Origin of the sequence: Novosphingopyxis sp. (genome assembly GCF_965218915.1) — a bacterium.
In the GTDB taxonomy this organism is placed as follows: Bacteria; Pseudomonadota; Alphaproteobacteria; order Sphingomonadales; family Sphingomonadaceae; genus Novosphingopyxis.
The window spans coordinates 1,696,151-1,713,591 of the sequence record NZ_OZ244708.1; the positions used below are offsets into that span (position 1 = coordinate 1,696,151).

19 protein-coding genes are annotated in these 17,441 nt (G+C 61.7%); 10 read left to right on the top strand and 9 right to left on the bottom strand.

Annotation, left to right across the window (positions count from 1 at the left end; genetic code table 11):
* The first annotated feature begins 47 nt into the window (after positions 1–47).
* From carB to ACOQPC_RS07825, 3 genes are all read left to right on the top strand, one after another.
* The gene (carB, locus tag ACOQPC_RS07815) at positions 48–3,401 is read left to right on the top strand and encodes a carbamoyl-phosphate synthase large subunit (protein WP_420605187.1); all 3,354 of its coding nucleotides are present in this window, start codon (positions 48–50) and stop codon (positions 3,399–3,401) included.
* A gap of 88 nt (positions 3,402–3,489) precedes the next feature.
* On the top strand, positions 3,490–3,966 hold the full coding sequence (greA, locus tag ACOQPC_RS07820; RefSeq protein WP_420605188.1) for a transcription elongation factor GreA: 477 nt from the start codon (positions 3,490–3,492) through the stop codon (positions 3,964–3,966).
* Positions 3,967–4,021: 55 nt separating this feature from the next.
* On the top strand, positions 4,022–4,663 hold the full coding sequence (locus ACOQPC_RS07825; protein WP_420605189.1) for a rhomboid family intramembrane serine protease: 642 nt from the start codon (positions 4,022–4,024) through the stop codon (positions 4,661–4,663).
* Between the two features lie 138 nt (positions 4,664–4,801).
* Here the strand turns inward: ACOQPC_RS07825 and ACOQPC_RS07830 are convergent, their stop codons facing one another.
* From ACOQPC_RS07830 to ACOQPC_RS07850, 5 genes are all read right to left on the bottom strand, one after another.
* Positions 4,802–5,026 (bottom strand): DUF4170 domain-containing protein, encoded by a 225-nt coding sequence (locus ACOQPC_RS07830; protein WP_420605190.1) that lies wholly within the window; start codon positions 5,024–5,026, stop codon positions 4,802–4,804.
* Between the two features lie 99 nt (positions 5,027–5,125).
* Entirely contained in the window at positions 5,126–5,626 is a 501-nt protein-coding gene (locus tag ACOQPC_RS07835) for a hypothetical protein (RefSeq protein WP_420605191.1), read from the bottom strand.
* Entirely contained in the window at positions 5,623–5,958 is a 336-nt protein-coding gene (locus ACOQPC_RS07840) for a hypothetical protein (RefSeq protein ID WP_420605192.1), read from the bottom strand. The genes ACOQPC_RS07835 and ACOQPC_RS07840 overlap by 4 nt, the downstream gene beginning before the upstream one ends.
* Positions 5,955–6,377, bottom strand: a complete 423-nt coding sequence (locus ACOQPC_RS07845) for a phage holin family protein (protein WP_420605193.1) — start codon at positions 6,375–6,377, stop codon at positions 5,955–5,957. Before ACOQPC_RS07845 ends, ACOQPC_RS07840 begins: the two co-directional genes overlap by 4 nt.
* 26 nt (positions 6,378–6,403) lie before the next feature.
* Positions 6,404–6,910: a hypothetical protein gene (locus ACOQPC_RS07850; RefSeq protein ID WP_420605194.1), complete on the bottom strand. Its 507-nt coding sequence runs from the start codon at positions 6,908–6,910 to the stop codon at positions 6,404–6,406.
* Between the two features lie 209 nt (positions 6,911–7,119).
* On the opposite strand from ACOQPC_RS07850, the gene ACOQPC_RS07855 reads away from it, so the two are divergent.
* The 3 genes from ACOQPC_RS07855 (at position 7,120) to ACOQPC_RS07865 (ending at position 10,095) form a co-directional block, all read left to right on the top strand.
* Entirely contained in the window at positions 7,120–7,431 is a 312-nt protein-coding gene (locus ACOQPC_RS07855; RefSeq protein ID WP_420605195.1) for an FtsB family cell division protein, read from the top strand.
* 115 nt (positions 7,432–7,546) lie between these two features.
* Positions 7,547–8,644: a pyruvate dehydrogenase (acetyl-transferring) E1 component subunit alpha gene (gene pdhA, locus ACOQPC_RS07860; protein ID WP_420605196.1), complete on the top strand. Its 1,098-nt coding sequence runs from the start codon at positions 7,547–7,549 to the stop codon at positions 8,642–8,644.
* Complete coding sequence (locus ACOQPC_RS07865; RefSeq protein ID WP_420605197.1) at positions 8,644–10,095, top strand: pyruvate dehydrogenase complex E1 component subunit beta; 1,452 nt, start codon at positions 8,644–8,646, stop codon at positions 10,093–10,095. The genes pdhA and ACOQPC_RS07865 overlap by 1 nt, the downstream gene beginning before the upstream one ends.
* Positions 10,096–10,140: 45 nt before the next feature.
* Here ACOQPC_RS07865 and ACOQPC_RS07870 read toward each other — a convergent pair whose 3' ends face one another.
* Genes ACOQPC_RS07870 through ACOQPC_RS07880 form a run of 3 tightly spaced genes read right to left on the bottom strand, consistent with a single transcriptional unit; the run spans position 10,141 to position 13,531 of the window.
* On the bottom strand, positions 10,141–10,809 hold the full coding sequence (locus tag ACOQPC_RS07870; RefSeq protein WP_420605198.1) for a TadE/TadG family type IV pilus assembly protein: 669 nt from the start codon (positions 10,807–10,809) through the stop codon (positions 10,141–10,143).
* A 14-nt stretch (positions 10,810–10,823) separates the two neighbouring features.
* Complete coding sequence (locus ACOQPC_RS07875) at positions 10,824–11,417, bottom strand: TadE/TadG family type IV pilus assembly protein (RefSeq protein ID WP_420605199.1); 594 nt, start codon at positions 11,415–11,417, stop codon at positions 10,824–10,826.
* Entirely contained in the window at positions 11,414–13,531 is a 2,118-nt protein-coding gene (locus ACOQPC_RS07880; protein WP_420605200.1) for a TadE/TadG family type IV pilus assembly protein, read from the bottom strand. The genes ACOQPC_RS07875 and ACOQPC_RS07880 overlap by 4 nt, the downstream gene beginning before the upstream one ends.
* Between ACOQPC_RS07880 and ACOQPC_RS07885 the strand changes: the two genes are divergently transcribed.
* Positions 13,493–13,999: a hypothetical protein gene (locus ACOQPC_RS07885; protein WP_420605201.1), complete on the top strand. Its 507-nt coding sequence runs from the start codon at positions 13,493–13,495 to the stop codon at positions 13,997–13,999. The genes ACOQPC_RS07880 and ACOQPC_RS07885 overlap by 39 nt on opposite strands.
* Positions 14,000–14,033: 34 nt before the next feature.
* Positions 14,034–14,498 (top strand): hypothetical protein, encoded by a 465-nt coding sequence (locus ACOQPC_RS07890; RefSeq protein WP_420605202.1) that lies wholly within the window; start codon positions 14,034–14,036, stop codon positions 14,496–14,498.
* A gap of 7 nt (positions 14,499–14,505) precedes the next feature.
* On the opposite strand, the gene trmFO is transcribed toward ACOQPC_RS07890, so the two are convergent.
* A complete protein-coding gene (trmFO, locus tag ACOQPC_RS07895; protein WP_420605203.1) occupies positions 14,506–15,846 on the bottom strand; it encodes a methylenetetrahydrofolate--tRNA-(uracil(54)-C(5))-methyltransferase (FADH(2)-oxidizing) TrmFO in 1,341 nt (446 codons plus the stop codon).
* A 63-nt stretch (positions 15,847–15,909) separates the two neighbouring features.
* On the opposite strand from trmFO, the gene ACOQPC_RS07900 reads away from it, so the two are divergent.
* Positions 15,910–16,746 carry an NAD(P)H-hydrate dehydratase gene (locus ACOQPC_RS07900; RefSeq protein ID WP_420605204.1) on the top strand — a complete coding sequence of 279 codons (837 nt, stop codon included), beginning with the start codon at positions 15,910–15,912 and terminating at the stop codon, positions 16,744–16,746.
* Positions 16,743–17,441 (top strand): lysoplasmalogenase family protein, encoded by a 699-nt coding sequence (locus ACOQPC_RS07905; RefSeq protein ID WP_420605205.1) that lies wholly within the window; start codon positions 16,743–16,745, stop codon positions 17,439–17,441. The genes ACOQPC_RS07900 and ACOQPC_RS07905 overlap by 4 nt, the downstream gene beginning before the upstream one ends.

The window sequence follows — 17,441 nt, forward strand, 5'->3', positions numbered from 1 at the left end:
CCTTCATTTACTCTGAACCCATATAGCAATTCGGATCGCTGAGCCAAATGCCCAAACGTAACGACATCTCCACCATCCTCGTCATCGGCGCGGGGCCGATCATCATCGGGCAGGCGTGCGAGTTCGACTATTCGGGCACGCAGGCGATCAAGGCGCTGCGCGAGGAGGGCTATCGCATCGTCCTCGTCAACTCCAACCCCGCAACGATCATGACCGATCCGGATATGGCGGACGCCACCTATATCGAGCCGGTGACGCCCGAAATGGTCGCCAAGATCATCGCCAAGGAACGCACCGAACGGCCGGACGATGTGCTGGCGGTGCTGCCGACGATGGGCGGGCAGACCGCGCTCAACTGCGCGCTGGCGCTGCACGCGGACGGCACGCTGGAGAAATATGGCGTCGAGCTGATCGGCGCCAATGCCGATGCGATCGACAAGGCCGAGAACCGCCAGCGCTTCCGCGAGGCAATGGACCGGATCGGCCTGCAGAGCCCGCGCTCGGTCGCCGTGCATACGATGGAAGAGGCGCTGGAAGCGGTGCAGCACACTGGTCTGCCCGCGATCATCCGCCCCAGCTTCACCATGGGCGGCACCGGCGGCGGCATCGCCTATAACCGTGAGGAGTTCGAGGAGATCGTGCGCGGCGGGCTCGATGCCAGTCCCACCACCGAGGTGCTGATCGAGGAATCGGTGCTCGGCTGGAAAGAATATGAGATGGAGGTGGTGCGCGACAAAAACGACAATTGCATCATCATCTGCGCGATCGAGAATGTCGATCCGATGGGGGTCCATACGGGCGATAGCATCACCGTCGCACCGGCGCTGACGCTGACCGACAAGGAATATCAGATCATGCGCAACGCCAGCATCGCTGTGCTGCGCGAGATCGGCGTGGAGACCGGCGGATCGAACGTGCAGTTCGCGGTGAACCCGGCCGATGGGCGGCTGGTCGTTATCGAGATGAACCCGCGCGTCTCGCGCAGCTCGGCGCTGGCGTCCAAGGCCACCGGCTTTCCCATCGCCAAGGTCGCGGCCAAGCTGGCGGTGGGCTATACGCTGGACGAGATCGCCAACGACATCACCGGCGGCGCGATGCCCGCCAGTTTCGAACCGACGATCGATTATGTGGTGACCAAGATCCCGCGCTTCGCGTTCGAAAAGTTCAAGGGCGCCGAGAACAATCTGTCGACCGCGATGAAATCGGTGGGCGAGGTGATGGCGATCGGGCGCTGTTTCGCCGAGAGCATGCAAAAGGCGCTGCGCGGGCTGGAAACCGGGCTCGACGGGTTCAACCGTGTGCGCGAATTGCAGGGCATGAGCCGTGAGCGCATCGTCGAGGCGCTGTCGAAAGCGACGCCGGAGCGCATCCTGGTGGTGGCGCAGGCCATGCGCGAGGGGTTCTCGGTGGAGGAAATCCACGCGATCACTTTTTACGATCCGTGGTTTCTGCGGCAGATCGAGGCGATCGTCGCCGCCGAAGCCGAGATCGAGGAAAACGGCCTGCCGATCGACGCGGTGGGGCTGCGCCGCCTCAAAGCCATGGGTTTTTCGGATGCCCGGCTGGCCAATCTGGCGGTGGACTCGGTGCATGTCGCGCACGGCAGCGGCCGCGCGGTCGCGCAGTCGGGCGGCCTCATCGGTTCGGTGATCCAGGCGATGGCCGGCGCGACCAACGAGGCCGAAGTTTGCGCGCTGCGGCACAAGCTGGGCGTGCGGCCCGTCTACAAGCGCATCGACAGCTGCGCCGCCGAATTCGATGCCGCCACGCCCTATATGTATTCGACTTACGAGGCACCTCTGTTCGGCGAGCCGGAGAATGAATCCGAGCCCACGGACCGCGAGAAGATCGTCATCCTAGGCGGTGGGCCGAACCGGATCGGGCAGGGGATCGAGTTCGATTATTGCTGCTGCCACGCCTGCTTCGCGCTCAAGGAAACGGGTTACGAGACGATCATGATCAACTGCAACCCGGAAACGGTGAGCACCGATTACGACACGTCCGATCGGCTGTATTTCGAGCCGCTGACCGCCGAGGACGTGCTCGAGGTGCTGAATGTCGAGCAATCGAACGGCACGCTGAAGGGCGTGATCGTGCAGTTCGGCGGGCAGACGCCGCTCGGCCTCGCGCAGGCGCTGGAGGATGCGGGCATTCCGATCCTCGGCACCGATCCCGACGCGATCGATCTGGCCGAGGACCGCGAGCGCTTCGCCAAGATGGTGCGCCAACTTGAGCTGCAACAGCCCGAAAACGGCATCGCGCGCAGCCTGGAAGAGGCGCTCGCGGGGGCCGAGCGCATCGGTTATCCGGTGCTGCTGCGCCCCAGCTATGTGCTCGGTGGACGCGCGATGGAGATCGTCGACAGCCCGGAGCAGCTGGAAAACTATATCGCGACGGCAGTGCAGGTGTCGGGCGATAGCCCGGTGCTGATCGACCAGTATCTGCGCGACGCCATCGAGGTGGATGTCGACGCGATCTGCGACGGCGTGCAGGTGGTGGTCGCGGGCGTGCTCGAACATATCGAGGAGGCGGGCGTCCATTCGGGCGACAGCGCCTGCTCGCTGCCGCCGCACAGCCTGTCCGCCGAGATCATTGCCGAGGTCAAACGGCAGACCGAGGCGCTGGCGTTCGGGCTCAAGGTGCGCGGTCTGATGAATGTGCAGTTCGCGGTGAAAAACGGCGAAATCTTTCTGATCGAGGTTAATCCGCGCGCCAGCCGCACCGTGCCGTTCGTCGCCAAAGCGATCGGCATTCCCATCGCCAAGATCGCGGCGCGGGTGATGGCGGGGGAAATGCTCGCCGACCTGCCGCCGATCGATCTCGACATCGCGCATGTCGCGGTGAAGGAGGCGGTGTTCCCGTTCGCGCGCTTCCCCGGCGTCGATCCGGTGCTGAGCCCGGAAATGAAATCGACCGGCGAAGTGATGGGCATCGACGCCGATTTCCCCACCGCATTCGCCAAGTCGCAAATCGGGGCGGGGATGGACCTGCCGCTTTCGGGCACGCTGTTCGTGTCGGTCAAGGACAGCGACAAGCCGGTGATCCTGCCCGCGGTGCAGGGCGCCATTGCGCTGGGGTTCGAGGTGATCGCCACCGGCGGCACGGCGCGCTATCTGCAGGGCGAGGGGCTGGACGTGGAGCGCGTGAACAAGGTGGCCGAGGGTCGCCCCCATATCGTCGACCGGATCAAGGACGGCGATGTCGCGATGATCTTAAACACCACCGAGGGCTGGCAATCGCTGAAAGACAGCGCCAGCATCCGCGCCTCCGCGCTGCGTCAGAATGTCGCGAGCTACACCACGGCGGCGGCGGGAGTGGCCGCGATTCAGGCGATCGGCGCGCTTACATCGCATAGTCTTGAAGTTCGGTCGCTTCAGGACTATTATTCACAGTCGCAGTAACTCCCTTACAATCAATCGAACTGCGGGCGGGATGGCACCGGCCAGCCGCGAGGGATTTGTTTTTGTTCGAGAAGCGAAGGATGCCGCAATGGCGACGTTCGAGAAAATGCCGATGTTAGCCGAGGGCATGGATAAGCTCCGCGCCCAGCTGAAATTGCTGAAGGAAGAGCGCCCGCTGATCGTCGATGCGATCGAAGAGGCGCGCGCCCATGGCGATCTTTCCGAAAACGCGGAATATCATGCCGCGAAGGAACGCCAGGGCCAGGTCGAGGCGTCGATCGCCGACATCGAGGACAAGCTCAGCCGTGCGCAGGTGATCGATCCGTCCGAGCTTTCCGGAGACAAGGTTGTGTTCGGCGCCACCGTGACCATGCTCGACGAGAACGACAAGCCGGTCAAATATCAGATCGTCGGCGAGGCCGAGGCAGACGCCAAAAACGGCAAGCTTAGTTATTCGAGCCCGCTCGGCCGCGCACTGATCGGCAAAAAGATAGAAGAAGAGGTCGAGGTGACCGTGCCGTCCGGCGACAAATATTATCTGGTCGAGAAGATAGAATTCATCTGACCCCCGGGATTTGGCCGATCCATTTGCCTGATCCAGTGGGGGCGGAGCTCGCCTTATGAATGTGCCCAAAGGTCCGCTGACCAATATTCTGGTCGGGATCAATGTGCTCGTCTTTCTGGCTCTATGGCTGGGGGGATGGCAGCAGCAGGGCGTGATCGAGATGGCGCTGATCCCGGCGCGCTTTACCGGCAGGATGGGTGACACCGTAGCCTATGACTTCTCGCTGCCCCCGGCGGCGACGCTGCTGACGCATGCCTTCGTGCATGTCGAGTTTATGCATCTGCTGTTCAATATGCTGATCCTGTTCTTCTGCGGACGCTTTGTCGAACTGGCTTTGGGCTGGCGGCTGATGGGACTGGTCTATTTGCTTGGTGCCCTGGCGGGCGGGTTCGCCGAAATCCTGTGGTCGCCGCATTCGATCAACCCAGTGCTGGGCGCGAGCGGCGCCATTGCGGCGATTATCGCGGGATATATGATCCTGTTCGCGCGCAACCGGCCCAAGCCGGTCGGGCCGCTTCCGGCTGAGCTGGCGCGCGGGCTGCAACTCATGCTGCTATGGATCGGATTGAACCTGATGATGGCGTTCGCCTTTGGCACCGATGGGATGCGTATCGCCATCGCGGCGCATATCGGCGGTTTTCTGGTCGGGTTGCTGCTGGCGCGCCCGCTGCTGATCCTGCGTTATCGCAAGGCGTGAGTTGGCCGGCCATCGCTATCGAGCTACGTCATTCCGGCGAAGGCCGGAATCCAGGGCCCGCCGAAGTGCCAGTGTGCCATGGATTTCGGATCAAGTCTGGAATGACTTGAATTTAAGATTGCACAATAGGCAAACGCCTCACGGATTTGCGGGATCGCCGGGCTCAAGCAGCCGGTGCAGATGTACCACCACATAGCGCATCTCGGCATCGTCCACCGTACGCTGCGCTGCGGCGCGCCAAGCCTCTTCGGCTTGTTCGTAATCCGGATAGATGCCGACGATATCGAGTTTGCTGATATCAGTAAAATCTAATACGCGCGGATCGGCGACCTTGCCGCCGAACACGAGATGAAGCTTGGCCATGGAATAGTCCGTCCTGCTGGATGCTATGAAGGCCGCGCCGTTACCAGCGCGCCCATCCGGTTTCAAGCATGCGCGGGGCGTTCAGGCCGCCTCGTCGAGTCAGGCCTGTTCGACATTGACAGTGGCCGTCTGGTCAGGATTCTTCGCCCCTTGGGCTGCAGCCTTGCCGGCATTCTTGGCGGCGCCGCCTGCCTTGTCGACCAGCGAGTTGAACTGGTTCTTGACTGCGTCGCCACTCAAGCCAAGTTCGTCGATCTGTTGGCTGCCCGCCTCCTTCGCCGCCTGATAGGCACTTTTCGCGCGTGCGTTGATGTCACGTCCGGTCTTGCCGAACAGCTTGCTCTCGCGCTCGGTTTTGGGCAGCAATGCCCCGATGAACGCACCTACAGCGAGACCGCCGAACAGCACGGCCAGCGGATTTTTGTCGATCTGCTCGGCGGTCTTGCCGCCAAGCTCGCTGGCTTTGGCACGGGTAGCCTCCGCGCCATGTTTTACGGCATCGCGGCTGCTTTCATAAGCGTGCATCGTCTGGTCTTTGGCAGCACTGGCAGCACGCTTCACGCGGCCCTCGCCATGTTGGTTCCGTTCGTCGATCATCATCGTTCTCCATCAAAATTTCTATTGAGAAATGCGGGTTCGGCTAGGTTCTTCGTTCGCTTCTGTTTCTTCCAACGGCGCATCGAATAAGCAATCAGGCCAGAAGCGAGTGCGGCGAAACTGCCGAGCGCAATCGAGTTGCGATTGGCTTTGGCCAGAGTTGCCGTGTCTTCACCCAGACGCTTGACCTGCTCGATCTTTCGCGCCTTGAATTGCCGAACGAGGACGCTCGGCATGATCTCCCTCTTGGCGGTATCGAAATCTCGCTTCAGCCTGTGACGGACCGCTTTGCGGGCGAGCGTCAACTCGGCAACCTTGGTGCGGCGGGCGTTCACAAGCTGTTGTCCTCGGCGTGCTCGAACGGGTCGGGTGTCGCAAAGGTCAGCTTTCGCGCTCGTTTCAACGCCAACCAAGCCAGTGCTGCGGATATGGCCAACGTCACGAGGGTAACCGAGATAGTAGCGGCAATGGGACCGATCCGCGCCGAAAGCACCAACAAGGTGCCCAGTATCAAAGCTGTGAAAGCCGAAGCCGCCAAAGCGATCGACGCACCGAACAATAGCGCCGATTGTTTTGCTAGCGATTTGGAATAACGCATTCTTGCGCGCCAATAATCACGTTCGGTCGCAACCAATTCTTTTATGTCGGCAACCAGTCGGTCGATATTCTCGTGCAGCGTTTCTCCTACCGGTGGCGGAAGCTGTTCTGTCGCCAAGCGGACGCGATGTTTCTCGCTAGTCGAATATGCGTCCATTCGCACTCTCCCGTCCTCGCCGAGACTCAAATGTCGTCGTCTAGGTCGAGGCCGGACTTCACGACGCGAGAGGCTGCGAAGCCCAGCGCGGCGGCGATGCCGATGGCAATTGCCGGACTCTTACGGATAAAGCCCTTAGCTTCGCCAAGCAGTTCGTCTAGTTCCTTGCCGTCAAGCTTGGCGGCAAGTTCGTCGATAGTTTTAGCGGCGGTCCGGGCGAAATCGCCATAAGTCTTGCCCACATCCTCATCGAGTTTCGCGGCACTGGCTTCCAGCGCACGCGATACGCCACCCACTTTCTGCACCGCCTTGAATTTGCGGTCGCTCGCAGCGGAACGCACGGAACTTAGCGCCTTGTCCTTGAGACCTAGTGCCTGGTCTTTCACAATCACTTTGGCCTCCGATGCTGCGGATTTGCCCTTTTCCGCATTAGTTTCGTTTTGCGGCTTCATCGCGGAGGTCGCCGAAGTGGTTTCTCCGGGGCTTTGAACTCGGGCGGTTCGCGTACCGCCGACGCTGGTCTCATTGGCCATGATCGATATTATCCTTTCGTATGGCGACTCGGCCGGTCGAGGTCCAGTCCGACGGTTCGCATGGAGGGGTTGTTGGTCGAACGAAGTCCCGCGCTGCTTGTTCCGTTTGCGATCCGATTTCGAATGGTTATCTGTGCCTGCCGCTGGAGCGCATCGCTGCCGCGGTAAAGCCTTGCCATGTGGTTCTTGCTGTGATTCAAATGATTGCCATGGTGCGCCGTCCTAAAATCCAGCTGCTCATCGTCTCCGCGCTCGGCCCCGGCCTTGCGCTGCTGGCGCTGCTGGCGATCGCGGCTTATGCGATGCTGGGTCCGACGGGTATCCTGGCCTGGACCGATTACAAGTCCGGGCTGGTCGAACGGCAGGTCGAGCTTTCCCGATTGCAGGAAGAACGCGATGCGCTGCGCAACCGTGCGCGCCTACTCGACGGCGATCATGTCGATCCCGATCTGGCGGGCGAGATGATGCGCAAGGAGTTGGGAGTAGCCGCTCCGGACGAGATCATCGTTCCGCTCGATTAAATCAACCTTTACTTCGACAAAGCGCTGTGCCTCAGGCGGTTGCACGCGCCGTGCTTTTCGCTACGTAAGGCTGATATGTCGGGAGCCATGACGCGCTCCGGCGGGAAGGATGAGAATGGCGAGAGCTCCCCAGAAAAAACAGGCCGCCGGCAAGGCCAAGGCGCAGCCCCCGGAAGCCGCGCAGGACAGGCTTCACGGCCATACCCAGGTCACCGACGACGCGCCGGGCAAGCCGGAGCTGTACAAGGCGAGCGATGACGAACTGCTGGAATTCTACCGCCAGATGCTGCTCATCCGCCGGTTCGAGGAGAAAGCGGGCCAGCTCTACGGCCTCGGCCTCATCGGTGGTTTCTGCCATCTCTATATCGGGCAGGAGGCGGTCGCGGTCGGCCTGCAGTCCGCGCTCGACGGCGATCTCGACAGCGTCATCACCGGCTACCGTGATCACGGCCATATGCTGGCCTATGGCCTTGATCCCAAGGTTATCATGGCCGAATTGACCGGACGCCAGGCTGGCATCTCCAAGGGTAAGGGTGGATCGATGCACATGTTCTCGGTCGAACATCGCTTCTATGGCGGCCACGGCATCGTCGGCGCGCCGGCACCGCTCGGCACCGGCCTCGCCTTTGCGCATCATTATCGCGGCGATGGCGGCGTGTGCCTCAGCTATTTCGGCGATGGCGCGGCCAATCAGGGGCAGGTCTACGAAGCCTTCAACATGGCCGAACTGTGGAAGCTGCCGATCATCTTCGCGATCGAGAACAACCAATATGCGATGGGCACCAGCGTCAACCGCTCCTCGGCCGAGGAACAGATGTACAAACGCGGCCAGTCCTTTCGTATTCCCGGCATCCAGGTCGACGGCATGGACGTGCTGGCGACGCGCGGCGCCGCGGAACTGGCGCTCGAACATGTGCGCGGCGGCAACGGCCCGATTATTCTCGAGCTCAAAACCTATCGCTATCGCGGCCATTCCATGTCCGATCCGGCCAAATATCGTAGCCGCGAGGAAGTGCAGGAAATGCGCGAAAAGTCCGATCCGATCGAGCGGTTGAAGGCCAGGCTGATCGAGGGCGGTCATGGCGAGGACGAGCTGAAGGCGATCGACAAGGACATCCGCGCGACCGTTTCGGACGCCGCCGATTTCGCCGAAAGCTCGCCCGAGCCCGATCTCGATGAACTGTATACCGACGTGCTGGTGGAATCTTACTGATGGCGATCGAACTCAAAATGCCCGCGCTCTCCCCGACGATGGAGGAGGGCACGCTCGCCAAATGGCTGGTGAAGGAGGGCGATCAGGTCGCTTCCGGCGACATCATGGCCGAGATCGAGACCGACAAGGCCACGATGGAGTTCGAGGCGGTGGATGAAGGCACCATTGCCAAGATCCTGATCGAAGAGGGTACCGACGAGGTGAAGGTCGGCGCGGTGATCGCGATTCTGGCCGAGGAAGGCGAGGATGTGGACGATGCCGTCAAGGGCGGCGGTGCGGCCAAGAGCGAATCGAAGGAAGAGGCCAAAAGCGACTCAGAGGCCGAGAATGATAGCGAAGAAACGAACGAAGATTCGTCCGGCGATGAGGAAAAGGACGCCGCCCCGACCAAGAACGCGACCGAAAAGCTCGCCGAGGCCGGCGAGACCGAGACGCTGAGCGATCCTGAAATCCCCGAGGGCACCGAATATGAATCGCTGACCGTGCGCGAGGCGTTGCGCGATGCGATGGCCGAGGAAATGCGCTCCGACGACCGCGTGTTCGTGATGGGCGAAGAGGTCGCGCAATATCAGGGCGCCTACAAGGTCACGCAGGGCCTGCTCGACGAATTTGGCGACAAACGCGTGATCGATACGCCGATCACCGAATATGGCTTTGCCGGCGTCGGCACCGGCGCGGCGATGGGGGGCCTGCGTCCGATCATCGAGTTCATGACCTTCAACTTCGCCATGCAGGCGATCGATCATGTCGTGAACAGCGCCGCCAAGACCAATTACATGTCGGGCGGCCAGATGCGCTGCCCTGTGGTGTTCCGCGGCCCCAATGGCGCGGCGAGCCGTGTCGGCGCGCAGCATAGTCAGAATTATGCGCCTTGGTATGCGAGCGTACCGGGCCTGATCGTGATTTCGCCCTATGATGCGGCGGATGCCAAAGGCCTGCTCAAGGCCGCGATCCGCACCACCGATCCGGTGGTATTCCTGGAAAATGAACTGCTTTACGGGCGCAGCTTCGATGTGCCCAAGCTCGACGATTTCGTGTTGCCGATCGGCAAGGCGCGGATCGTGCGCGAAGGCGCGGACGTCACCATCGTCAGCTACTCGATCGGCGTCGGCCTCGCGCTCGAAGCCGCCGAGACGCTGGCGGGCGAGGGGATCGAGGCGGAAGTCATCGACCTGCGCACCTTGCGCCCGCTCGACAAGGCGGCGGTGCTTAAGAGCCTGAAGAAGACCAACCGCATGGTGGTGGCCGAAGAGGGTTGGCCGACCTGCTCGATTGCGTCCGAAATCGTGGCGATCTGTATGGAGGAGGGCTTTGACGATCTCGACGCGCCGGTCACCCGCGTGACCAATGTCGACGTGCCGATGCCCTATGCCGCGAATCTGGAAGAGGCCGCGTTGATCGACGCCGAACATATTATCGCTGCGGTAAAAAAGGTTTGCTACCGCGATTGAGCAGGGGCAGGGCTGCTTCGGCGCCGCCTTGATAGCGCCGCATCCTCAGTTGGCGGAATATTTATCGCAGGTCTGCTGTGTGGTGCCGACATCGTTGACGAGACCTCCGGAAAGGTTTCGGTCGTCGCGAATATTGTGCGCGGCTTTCTGGTAAAGCATCACGTTTTTCGTGAACATGTCGCCGAACAGTCCCTTATAGTCGTAGCTCACCTCGACATACATCACCGCTGTGTTCGGCTGCGCCTGAATCTCCTCGCCAGCGTCTCCCATGCCCGCGAAGGCCGTACCGGTCGAGCCCTTGCCCTCTGCCCCATATTGAGACTGGACGTTCTTGACGCCCAGACAGCGCTGCCAGTGAATCCACTGTCCGCCCTGGCTGTTACGTTCCAGGCTGGAAAGGATCACGCGCCCGTTCGACAGCAGGTCGAACGAACCGGTTTGCAACTTGAGCCCGGCAAACGCGGTCTGAATATCGCTTTCCTTGATCGATACCGACGACACATTGTTCTGGGTCTGGCCCAGCCGTGACGCGTTGTCAGCAAGGTTCAGCGCCGCCTGGCTGATCTCCATATTGACGATCGCTAGATAGGCCACCTCTGTGCCATACATTCCGAGCCCGGTGAATATCGGCAGGCTCAGCGCAAATTCGATCAGCGCGAGGCCGCTATCGTCGCGCCGTAAGTCACGGATGAACGATTTCGCGCGATTCAGCATGGTCCGGTTCCGCGTCACGAGCATGTCCTGGAAACGATGGTCTTAGTGCCCTGTTTGCCATAGGGCTGGTTCTTCAAAATGGTTTCGGCGGAAACCGTCTTGCGCTGTGACGTTCCCAGCAGAGCCCAGAGCGGAAACAACTGATCGTAGCTGACCGAAACATTGTAGACGACGACATCGCGCGCATTGCCCGCCCCCGCGGCGCCGATATCCAAATCCCATTTCAGGTTGTTGTTTTCGTCTTCATAGGCTTCGTTGTTGTCGCAGGTGCCGTTGCCATTGGCGTCGGCGAGCGTTTCGGCACGCTTCACATCGTTGTAGCTGAAATAGCTTTTGCGCGTGAACGCGACCACTCCATCGGGCACGATGCGCTTCACCTGGCTGGAAACCTCCGCATCTATCGCCGCTATGTTGCTGGGTCCGGTCTCCAGTGCGCTGGCGCGCGAGGCCTGCTGGATGGCGCCATTCAGGACTGCGCGTAGATAGACTTGGTGACCGAGATCGAAGGTGCCGATCAGGAGCAGCAAGAATGTGGGCGCGATGATCGCGAATTCGATGATGGTTGCGCCGCGCTCGTCATGCGCGAGCAACTGTCTGAAGCGCATCATTGCCTCAGCCTCAGGTCGGCGATGGAATTGGCGATCTCGGCAAAGGTGGCGTTCAAGGTTTCTGGGTTGGTCGAGACGAAAGCGCTGTTCGCGCTTGCGCAGCTGGACAGATCGGGCGTTAGGTCGGTCGCGAACGCAACGACCCAGACACGGATACCTTTTGCCTTTGCCGCTTCGCAGACGGCGCGAAAACGTTGAGAGTGTCTTTGATACTGATTCGTTGAGCCATCGCTGGTGACCCTTCTGTCCCAATATTCGAGACCATAGGCGCTGTGATAGTAGATCGACGGTGCCAGCTCGCCATCGGTCATGAATATCATGTGCCGCGCCACGAAACTGCCGTTGTTTGGCGAAAGCCTCACATTGGCGCCGAATATGCCGTCGGGAGAACTCAGCCGCGCCCCCCAGATCATGCCGATATCGTGATAGGTGCCCCCATCCGCGGTCAAGCCGTCGGCATAAGCATCGAACTGGGATTTCGTCATCACGCTGAGCAACTGCGCTTTTTTGGGGCAGGCGGTTTGCGCTTTGGTGCCGGAATAGCTGTTATCGGTGGTCAGATTTCCGCCATTGTACCGCCAGTAGGAAATCTGATTGAAATAAGGACGCCATCCTTCTTCCGAACTGGCGGGAACGCCGTCAATATCAAGATCGAACGTACCCGATGGCGTGATGGCCTTGTTTGCAAACGCGATCGACCCGCTTGCCACGGTATCCCGTTCCTCGATACATCCGGACCAGCTGTAATCGACCGCCGCGCCGGAATCGCCGTTGTAGACCGAGATTTTCCCGCCATTGATGAAATTGGTCAGGTTCGGATAATCGACGCGGCGGTATCGCCATGCGGCAAAGTTCGCCGTGGTCGGATTGGGGTGGTCCTGCCGCTCGTAATAGCGGTCGATGGTTTCGGTAACCTTGCATTTATAGTCGCGGTAGGTCGAGGTCCTATATCGCTCAAGCGTGGCAACGACGGTCGTTTTAATGGTGTTATCGCTATTCCAGAACTGCTTAGTATAGCTGTCGCACATGGCCCGTTCGGCGTCGTTGTCATAATAATTATCCAGCGTACCGCCGCCACTGGTTCGTTGCCCGTCATATGTCCTGGTCGCGCGGGTATAGTGAATGGGAACGCGCGACTGGTAGCTATGGGTCTTATCCAGCCATGCACTGTTCTGCGTCCGGATCAACTCGCCCACATTCACGGTGCCGGTATAGGGCACGAAGGCGTAACGCATGCGAGAGGTCGTTCCGGTCTGCGCGGCGGCCAGGATACCGTAAAAATTCTTCATCGCGGAGCGCAGCGCGGCGATGCGCGTGGTCGTTCCGCCGGAACCGTCCGAGATATCCTCGTTCATCGATCCCGTGGTATCCAGCACCATCGTGATGTCGGCATTGGAAACCTCCAGCACCGCGCTGCACTCGACAGCCAGATTGATGGTCTCGCGCCCGAAAAAATACATCACGACCGTCGGCAGCACCACCGACGCCGTTCCGTTGACCGTGGTGCCGTTGTCCGGCGTGCTCGACGAAAAGGACAGGTTCTGGCTGCCCTGCCATCCCCCCCTGTAATTGGCGGTGAAAAAGCGGTTCGCCTGGGTCTGCGCGGCCGCCGTGTAGGTGCCATCGCCCACGGCCTTGCGTCCGGCCAGCACGCCCGCATCGCAGGCCTGCTGGAGCCTGGTCTTGACCATATAGCTTCGGCTGACGTCCACGCTGCCGCCGATGATCGCCAGGAGCGGAACCAGCGCGGCTGCCATCATGGCAAGCGTGTTGCCGCGCTGATCGCGCGCCAGACGGCTCAGAAAGCCGGCTATTCCCACATTTCCTGGCAGTTGGCGCATGCCGGTGTTTGCCCCTAGTACTGAACTTTCAGTCGGATGAGGGTAGGGCGAATAGGGTGTAATGGTGCAACACTGCTCAATGCTTATGGTTAACGCGCCTTTGCGATCGGCCTTGACCGGGCATTTCAAGTTCGTCGCGGCTGCGATAAGGGAACCGGATTGATGCCCGACCGTCGCACCGATAAACCTTGGGAAACGCTCGCCCTCACCACCGCCTTGGCAGAGGATCGCGAGTTGCTTGCCGTCCTCCTGGAGTTCGACCGTCGGCTGCACCGGATCGTCGAGGGCAGCAGCGAACCTATATTAGGTCAGATCAGCCTGGCATGGTGGCGCGATGTCATTAAGGCCGATGCGCCGCCCAAGGGCGAGCCGCTGATCGGGCGAATTCAGGCGCTGCGCGAAAACACTGGTTGGCCGTTCGACGCGGCGATGCTGGCGATGATCGACGGCTGGGAGGCGCGGCTGTCGGTCCCGGATGATCGCAACGCGTTTGCGGATGGAAGGGGGGCGGGGCTGTTCCGAGCTTTTGCCGGCCCCGGAGAGTGGCTAGGCCTTGAGGCGGCTGCGCGATGCTGGGCTTTGGCAGGATCGGAAAATCGCGCAAACGATGGCCCTGACATGCGTGCATTACGTAACTGGCCGCGGCGCTTGCGGCCGCTGTCCCTGTTGGCGCTGGCTGGCCGTGGGGGCGGACCACTCGCCGGGTTCCGGCTTAGCTGGCATGGCTTGACGGGCCGCTGAGCTTTGGCATGATGGAGCCGGGGGGTAACAGCGTATGAGCCGTTTCGTGGCTGGGATATTGGGGACATTGCTACTGCTGGGTGCCGGACTACTGTGGTGGCAGAGCCGTGCGCGGGAGGAAGAGCCGATCGTCGCGCCGCCGCCGCCGGAACTTGCGCCTTCAACCGATCTCCCTGATGCCGGGGACTTGGGCGATGCCCGTGGCCCCGCCCCGCCGATGCCGCCCGCCGCGCCGAAGGCCTCGCGCGAGGAGGTGCGCTTCAACCGCTACGACCGGGACCGCGACGAACTCATCACCCGCAACGAGCTCATGAGCAGCCGCACCGCCGCCTTCCGCAAGCTCGATACGGACGGTAACAATCTGCTGACCTTTGAAGAATGGGCGGTGGCGACTGGGGATCGGTTCAAGGCGGCGGATGCGGACAAGAACGGGCTGCTGACTCGTCCGGAATTTGCCACCACCGCGCCGAAGCGGGCGTCGCCAAAATGCCGCTGCTAGGCAATATTTAAGCGGGCACCATCGGCCGCATCCACTCGGCCATGTCGCGCTTGGCACGCTCGGTGTAGAACAGCTTGCGTTCCTTCTTCTTGATCCGGCCCTTGGGCGGCGGAAACAGACCGAAATTCACGTTCATCGGCTGATAGTCCGCGCGCTCCGCATCGCCCGTGATATGGCCGAGCAGCGCGCCGAGCGCGGTGGTGACCGGCGGCGCGGTAAAGCTTCGGCCGTGGATCTCCGCCGCGGTCATCAGCCCGCAGGCCAGGCCCACCGCGCTGCTCTCGACATAGCCCTCGCAGCCCGTGATCTGTCCGGCGAAGCGGATATGCGGCGCGGTCTTGAGCCGCAGCCGGTCGTCAAGCAGCTCTGGCGAATGAATGAAGGTGTTGCGATGCAGCCCGCCGAGCCGCGCGAATTCGGCCTTTTCCAGGCCGGGGATGGTGCGGAACAGCTCGACCTGCGGGCCATATTTCAGCTTGGTCTGGAAGCCGACCATGTTCCAGATCGTGCCGAGCCTGTTGTCCTGACGCAATTGCACCACCGCATGCGGCCAACGCCCGGTGCGCGGATCGTCCAGCCCGACCGGCTTCATCGGCCCGAAGCGCAACGTCTCCGGCCCGCGCTCGGCCATCACCTCGATCGGCATGCAGCCCTCGAAATAGGGCGTGTCTTTCTCCCAGTCGCGAAATTCGGCCTTTTCGCCGTCGATCAGCCCCTGAATGAATGTGTCATATTGGTCTTTGTCCATCGGGCAGTTGATATAATCCTTGCCGTCGCCCCCAGGGCCTGCACGATCCCAGCGGCTCTGATACCAGGCGATGTCGAAATCGATGCTCTCATGATAGACGATCGGCGCAATGGCGTCGAAAAAGGCAAGGCTCGACTGGCCCGTGCGCGCGAGGATGTCCTCGGCCAGGCTCGCGGCGGTCAGCGGGCCGGTCGAGACGATGGTCAGCCCTTCATCCGGCAACCGGTCGATGCGTTCGCGCACGATCTCGATATTCGCATGACTTTCCAAAGTGTTGGTAACGGCAGCGGAGAAGATATCTCGATCGACGGCTAGCGCCGATCCGGCGGGCACCTTGGCCTCGGCAGCGGCGTGCATGATCAGCGATCCCAGGCCGCGCATCTCATGATGCAGCAAGCCGACGGCGTTCGCTTCGTCATCGTCCGAACGAAAGCTGTTCGAGCATACCAGTTCGGCGAGGCCGTCGGTCTGATGCGCGGGAGTCCTATCGCCGCCGCCGCGCATTTCGGACAGGCGTACCTTGATCCCCGCCTCGGCCAATTGCCACGCCGCTTCCGATCCGGCGAGCCCGCCGCCGATGATATGCACCTGATATGTCATGCCTGCCCCCTAGCAAAGCCGGGGCCGATGCGACAATGATCGTGGGCACGAAGGAGCGGGAATATGTTCGAGGCGCGGTTTGAAGAGGATGGTAGCGTTGCGGCCCCGAGGCTGACCCCGCCCTCAGCCGACGGTCATAAATATGATCGCGGCCACGCCTTCATTCTGTCGGGGCCGCGCCATCGCACCGGCGCCGCGCGGCTTGCCGCCATGGCCTGCCTGCGGGTGGGGGCAGGGTTGGTCACACTGGTCGGCGAGGCCGCAGCGCTCGATGAACATGCCGCGCAAGTCGCCGCGATCATGCTGCGCGAGGATGACGGGGTTTGCGCCTTCATCGATGATCGCACTGGCGCGCTGGCCATGGGGCCGGGGCTGGGAGCTGGCGAGCGAACCCGGGCCAAAGTACTGGACTGGCTGGACAAAGGATTTCCAGCCGTGCTCGATGCCGACGCCTTGACGTCATTTGCGGGTGACCCCGACACGCTGTTCGCGGCGCTGCGCGACGATGTCGTGCTTACGCCGCATGCCGGCGAGTTTGCGCGGCTGTTTCCCGATATCGCCATGGACGATCGCAAGTCCGCAGTCTGCGTGGCGGCGGAGCGAAGCGGCGCCGTCGTGCTGTTGAAAGGCGCGCAAACGCATATCGCCGATCCGACGGGCCGCCATGCGGTCAATCGCCACGCCTCGCCCTGGCTGGCGACGGCCGGGGCAGGGGACGTGCTGACCGGCATGATCGCGGGCCTGCTCAGCCAGCATTTGCTCGCGTTCGACGCGGCAGCGGTGGCGGCGTGGCTGCATGGCGATGCGGGTATGCGCGGCGGTGCGGGGCTGGTTGCGGACGATCTGCCCGGTCTGATCGTAGGGACATTACAGGATTTGAGCGGGGATATAGCTGAATGAATGGCGTCACACGGACTGAGGAACATGATCTGGCCCAGGCGCGGCCCTGGCTGCTCGCAAGCCTGTTTTTCGGGATCAGCTATCTGTTCGTCGAGCGCACCGCCATGCTGGGCGGTTTCGCGATCCTGTGGAAGGGCGCCTGCGTCGGCCTGCTCATTCCTTATGTGCTGCGCTGGCGGGCGGTGCTCGACCGGCCTTTGCTGGGCATCATGCTCGGATTGTATGCGCTGGGCGACATGCTGCTCGAGATCGATCTGGTATGGGGCGCGTTCCTGTTCGTCTGCGGTCATATCGCGGCGATCTGCTATTTCTGGCGCCAGCGCCGCGATGCGCCCGATCCGAGCCAGCTGATCCTGGCGATGATCATCCCGATGGCCTCGCTCGTCATCGGCTTCTTCCTCTCGCCCAGCGCGGCGGAGGAGCCGGGTCTGCTGGTGTACATCGCCTTCGTCTCGATCATGGCGGGCGCGGCTTGGTACAGCCGCTTCCCGCGCTATCGCACCGGCATCGGCGCGCTGCTGTTCCTCGTCTCGGACCTGATCATCTTCGCGCGCGAGGGCGGCCTGCTGCCCGACAGCATCGCCGGCTGGCTGGTCTGGCCGCTTTATTATGCCGGGGTGTTCATGATCGCGACCGGCATCGTCCAGCGCTCCCGCGCAACCGCGATTGACGAGAAACCGAACTTTGCGTTATAA

Excerpts from the sequence above, each read along its gene's own strand:
- carB (WP_420605187.1), top strand. The coding sequence starts at position 48 with ATGCCCAAACGTAACGACATCTCCACCATCCTCGTCATCGGCGCGGGG.
- greA (WP_420605188.1), top strand. The coding sequence starts at position 3,490 with ATGGCGACGTTCGAGAAAATGCCGATGTTAGCCGAGGGCATGGATAAG.
- ACOQPC_RS07825 (WP_420605189.1), top strand. The coding sequence starts at position 4,022 with ATGAATGTGCCCAAAGGTCCGCTGACCAATATTCTGGTCGGGATCAAT.
- ACOQPC_RS07830 (WP_420605190.1), bottom strand. The coding sequence starts at position 5,026 with ATGGCCAAGCTTCATCTCGTGTTCGGCGGCAAGGTCGCCGATCCGCGC.
- ACOQPC_RS07835 (WP_420605191.1), bottom strand. The coding sequence starts at position 5,626 with ATGATGATCGACGAACGGAACCAACATGGCGAGGGCCGCGTGAAGCGT.
- ACOQPC_RS07845 (WP_420605193.1), bottom strand. The coding sequence starts at position 6,377 with ATGGACGCATATTCGACTAGCGAGAAACATCGCGTCCGCTTGGCGACA.
- ACOQPC_RS07850 (WP_420605194.1), bottom strand. The coding sequence starts at position 6,910 with ATGGCCAATGAGACCAGCGTCGGCGGTACGCGAACCGCCCGAGTTCAA.
- ACOQPC_RS07855 (WP_420605195.1), top strand. The coding sequence starts at position 7,120 with ATGGTGCGCCGTCCTAAAATCCAGCTGCTCATCGTCTCCGCGCTCGGC.
- pdhA (WP_420605196.1), top strand. The coding sequence starts at position 7,547 with ATGGCGAGAGCTCCCCAGAAAAAACAGGCCGCCGGCAAGGCCAAGGCG.
- ACOQPC_RS07865 (WP_420605197.1), top strand. The coding sequence starts at position 8,644 with ATGGCGATCGAACTCAAAATGCCCGCGCTCTCCCCGACGATGGAGGAG.
- ACOQPC_RS07870 (WP_420605198.1), bottom strand. The coding sequence starts at position 10,809 with ATGCTGAATCGCGCGAAATCGTTCATCCGTGACTTACGGCGCGACGAT.
- ACOQPC_RS07875 (WP_420605199.1), bottom strand. The coding sequence starts at position 11,417 with ATGATGCGCTTCAGACAGTTGCTCGCGCATGACGAGCGCGGCGCAACC.
- ACOQPC_RS07890 (WP_420605202.1), top strand. The coding sequence starts at position 14,034 with ATGAGCCGTTTCGTGGCTGGGATATTGGGGACATTGCTACTGCTGGGT.
- trmFO (WP_420605203.1), bottom strand. The coding sequence starts at position 15,846 with ATGACATATCAGGTGCATATCATCGGCGGCGGGCTCGCCGGATCGGAA.
- ACOQPC_RS07900 (WP_420605204.1), top strand. The coding sequence starts at position 15,910 with ATGTTCGAGGCGCGGTTTGAAGAGGATGGTAGCGTTGCGGCCCCGAGG.
- ACOQPC_RS07905 (WP_420605205.1), top strand. The coding sequence starts at position 16,743 with ATGAATGGCGTCACACGGACTGAGGAACATGATCTGGCCCAGGCGCGG.